Here is a 3688-nt window from a genome sequence, read left to right as displayed (position 1 = left end):
TGTGCGCCCAGTATGGGCACCTGATACGAAAGGTATCATATTATTCCAGAGGGTGCAAGTCCCTTACAGGCGAGTTGGTGAAGCCTGTTAGCAAGCCGCAAGCTGGCTGGCCGTGAGGCGGCAGTGAAGAAAGCGGGACTGCAAAATCCGGTACTGACGGACAGAAACTGCATAAGAGGCAGAGAGTCGTGGGTAAGCAAGCACCTCTTTGCAACGCCCCTGACCAACAAACGGCTCTCTGTAGATGCAGCAGGAATCGGAGGAAGGAAGGTGCTCTTACCTGGGGAGGTCTCCCGGTGTCGTGCACGCAGGGAGAAGTCAGCAGAAGCCATAGTAGTCATTTGGAAACGAGCCGTAAGCGCTACGGAGGTCTCACAGGATGGCGAAGGGCTGAACGTTAATGTTGCCTTAAATTCGGCAAGGAGGCCCGGCCAGCCTTGCCTTAAGCGGGGCAGAGATTACAGTACAAGTAGTAGCAGCAGATGATAGAGAAGGTACTCCACCGGGGCAACATGCTCAAGGCATTCCAGCACGTGCTGGCCAACAAAGGTTCGGCCGGCGTGGACGGTATGCGGGTGGAGCAGCTGGCCCAGCACCTGAAAGAAAACAGGGACGCCATCGCCACCTCTATCTGCAACGGCAGGTACCTGCCACACCCCATCCTGGGGGTGGAGATACCCAAGAGCAACGGTAAGAAGCGCCTGCTGGGCGTTCCCACCGTCACCGACCGGGTGTTGCAGCAGGCGGTAAACCAGGTGCTAAGCCCGCTCTTTGAGCTCGAGTTCAAAGAGCGCAGCTACGGGTTCCGGCCAAACCGCAACGCCCACCAGGCCCTGCAACAGGCGCACCGTTACATCCACGAGGGCTATCAGCATATCGTGGACATCGACCTGGCCAACTTCTTCGATGAAGTAAACCACTGTCTGTTGCTGCAACTGCTCTACCGGAAGGTAAAATGTCCGCTCACGCTTCGCCTTATCCGCAAATGGCTGCGGGCTCCCATCCTTATCAAAGGGAGACTGGTCAAGCGCAGGAAAGGCGTGCCGCAGGGTAGCCCGCTCTCACCGCTGCTCTCCAACGTCCTGCTCCATGAACTGGACAAGGAACTGGAAAGGCAAGGGCTGCGCTACGTCCGCTATGCCGACGACTTCAGTGTCTACACAAACAGTGAAGATACTGCCCGAAAGGTAGGCAATGCCCTATTCCTGTTCCTGCGGAACAGGCTGAAGCTGCCTATCAACAGGGAAAAGTCGGGTATCAGGCGACCTGTGGGTTTCCAAATGCTGGGCTACGGCTTCGTGCCCACCTACAGGAAAGGCGACAAGGGCAAATACCAACTGGTGGTAGCCAAGAAGGGTTGGGACAGGCTCAAGCAGAAGCTAAAGGATATCACCCGCAAGACCACGCCCTGCTCTTTTGAGGAGCGCGTCCAGCAGCTGAAAGAGGCCCAAAGGGGCTGGGTTCACTACTTCCGCCTGGCCAATATTCAAGGCAAGCTCAAAGAAGCGGACAGCTGGATACGCAACCGGCTCCGGCACTGCATCTGGCACGACTGGAAGAGACCCGAACGGAAAAGGAAGAACCTGATCCGGCTGGGCGTCCCCAAGGGTCAGGCGTATGCCTGGAGCAGAACCAGGAAAGGAGGCTGGGCCGTGGCTCAGAGTCCGATGCTGATCACAACGGTAACGGTGAAAAGGCTGGCCAAGCGAGGGTATGAATCACTGCTCGACTACTACAGGGAAGTAGCTCCACAACTTAACGAACCGCTGTATGCGAGACCCGCTTGTACAGTGGTGTGAGAGGCGCTCCCCGCTACCTAACGGTGGCGGGGCCGTCTACTCGATGTGCGCCCAGTATGGGCACCTGATACGAAAGGTATCATATTATTCCAGAGGGTGCAAGTCCCTTACAGGCGAGTTGGTGAAGCCTGTTAGCAAGCCGCAAGCTGGCTGGCCGTGAGGCGGCAGTGAAGAAAGCGGGACTGCAAAATCCGGTACTGACGGACAGAAACTGCATAAGAGGCAGAGAGTCGTGGGTAAGCAAGCACCTCTTTGCAACGCCCCTGACCAACAAACGGCTCTCTGTAGATGCAGCAGGAATCGGAGGAAGGAAGGTGCTCTTACCTGGGGAGGTCTCCCGGTGTCGTGCACGCAGGGAGAAGTCAGCAGAAGCCATAGTAGTCATTTGGAAACGAGCCGTAAGCGCTACGGAGGTCTCACAGGATGGCGAAGGGCTGAACGTTAATGTTGCCTTAAATTCGGCAAGGAGGCCCGGCCAGCCTTGCCTTAAGCGGGGCAGAGATTACAGTACAAGTAGTAGCAGCAGATGATAGAGAAGGTACTCCACCGGGGCAACATGCTCAAGGCATTCCAGCACGTGCTGGCCAACAAAGGTTCGGCCGGCGTGGACGGTATGCGGGTGGAGCAGCTGGCCCAGCACCTGAAAGAAAACAGGGACGCCATCGCCACCTCTATCTGCAACGGCAGGTACCTGCCACACCCCATCCTGGGGGTGGAGATACCCAAGAGCAACGGTAAGAAGCGCCTGCTGGGCGTTCCCACCGTCACCGACCGGGTGTTGCAGCAGGCGGTAAACCAGGTGCTAAGCCCGCTCTTTGAGCTCGAGTTCAAAGAGCGCAGCTACGGGTTCCGGCCAAACCGCAACGCCCACCAGGCCCTGCAACAGGCGCACCGTTACATCCACGAGGGCTATCAGCATATCGTGGACATCGACCTGGCCAACTTCTTCGATGAAGTAAACCACTGTCTGTTGCTGCAACTGCTCTACCGGAAGGTAAAATGTCCGCTCACGCTTCGCCTTATCCGCAAATGGCTGCGGGCTCCCATCCTTATCAAAGGGAGACTGGTCAAGCGCAGGAAAGGCGTGCCGCAGGGTAGCCCGCTCTCACCGCTGCTCTCCAACGTCCTGCTCCATGAACTGGACAAGGAACTGGAAAGGCAAGGGCTGCGCTACGTCCGCTATGCCGACGACTTCAGTGTCTACACAAACAGTGAAGATACTGCCCGAAAGGTAGGCAATGCCCTATTCCTGTTCCTGCGGAACAGGCTGAAGCTGCCTATCAACAGGGAAAAGTCGGGTATCAGGCGACCTGTGGGTTTCCAAATGCTGGGCTACGGCTTCGTGCCCACCTACAGGAAAGGCGACAAGGGCAAATACCAACTGGTGGTAGCCAAGAAGGGTTGGGACAGGCTCAAGCAGAAGCTAAAGGATATCACCCGCAAGACCACGCCCTGCTCTTTTGAGGAGCGCGTCCAGCAGCTGAAAGAGGCCCAAAGGGGCTGGGTTCACTACTTCCGCCTGGCCAATATTCAAGGCAAGCTCAAAGAAGCGGACAGCTGGATACGCAACCGGCTCCGGCACTGCATCTGGCACGACTGGAAGAGACCCGAACGGAAAAGGAAGAACCTGATCCGGCTGGGCGTCCCCAAGGGTCAGGCGTATGCCTGGAGCAGAACCAGGAAAGGAGGCTGGGCCGTGGCTCAGAGTCCGATGCTGATCACAACGGTAACGGTGAAAAGGCTGGCCAAGCGAGGGTATGAATCACTGCTCGACTACTACAGGGAAGTAGCTCCACAACTTAACGAACCGCTGTATGCGAGACCCGCTTGTACAGTGGTGTGAGAGGCGCTCCCCGCTACCTAACGGTGGCGGGGCCGTCTACTCGATT

The 3688-nt window shown here is 57.2% G+C and carries 2 protein-coding genes; both read left to right on the top strand.

Annotation, left to right across the window (positions count from 1 at the left end; genetic code table 11):
* Nucleotides 1–482: 482 nt before the first annotated feature.
* Nucleotides 483–1799, top strand: a complete 1317-nt coding sequence (ltrA, locus tag OO017_RS19815) for a group II intron reverse transcriptase/maturase (RefSeq protein ID WP_266054442.1) — start codon at nt 483–485, stop codon at nt 1797–1799.
* Between the two features lie 526 nt (nt 1800–2325).
* Nucleotides 2326–3642 carry a group II intron reverse transcriptase/maturase gene (gene ltrA, locus OO017_RS19810; RefSeq protein WP_266054442.1) on the top strand — a complete coding sequence of 439 codons (1317 nt, stop codon included), beginning with the start codon at nt 2326–2328 and terminating at the stop codon, nt 3640–3642.
* Nucleotides 3643–3688: the final 46 nt, after the last annotated feature.

Origin of the sequence: Pontibacter anaerobius (genome assembly GCF_026241195.1) — a bacterium.
GTDB classification, from domain to species: domain Bacteria; phylum Bacteroidota; class Bacteroidia; order Cytophagales; family Hymenobacteraceae; genus Pontibacter; species Pontibacter anaerobius.
This window is presented reverse-complemented; position numbering and strand designations above follow the sequence as displayed.

Excerpts from the sequence above, each read along its gene's own strand:
- ltrA (WP_266054442.1), top strand. The coding sequence starts at position 483 with ATGATAGAGAAGGTACTCCACCGGGGCAACATGCTCAAGGCATTCCAG.
- ltrA (WP_266054442.1), top strand. The coding sequence starts at position 2,326 with ATGATAGAGAAGGTACTCCACCGGGGCAACATGCTCAAGGCATTCCAG.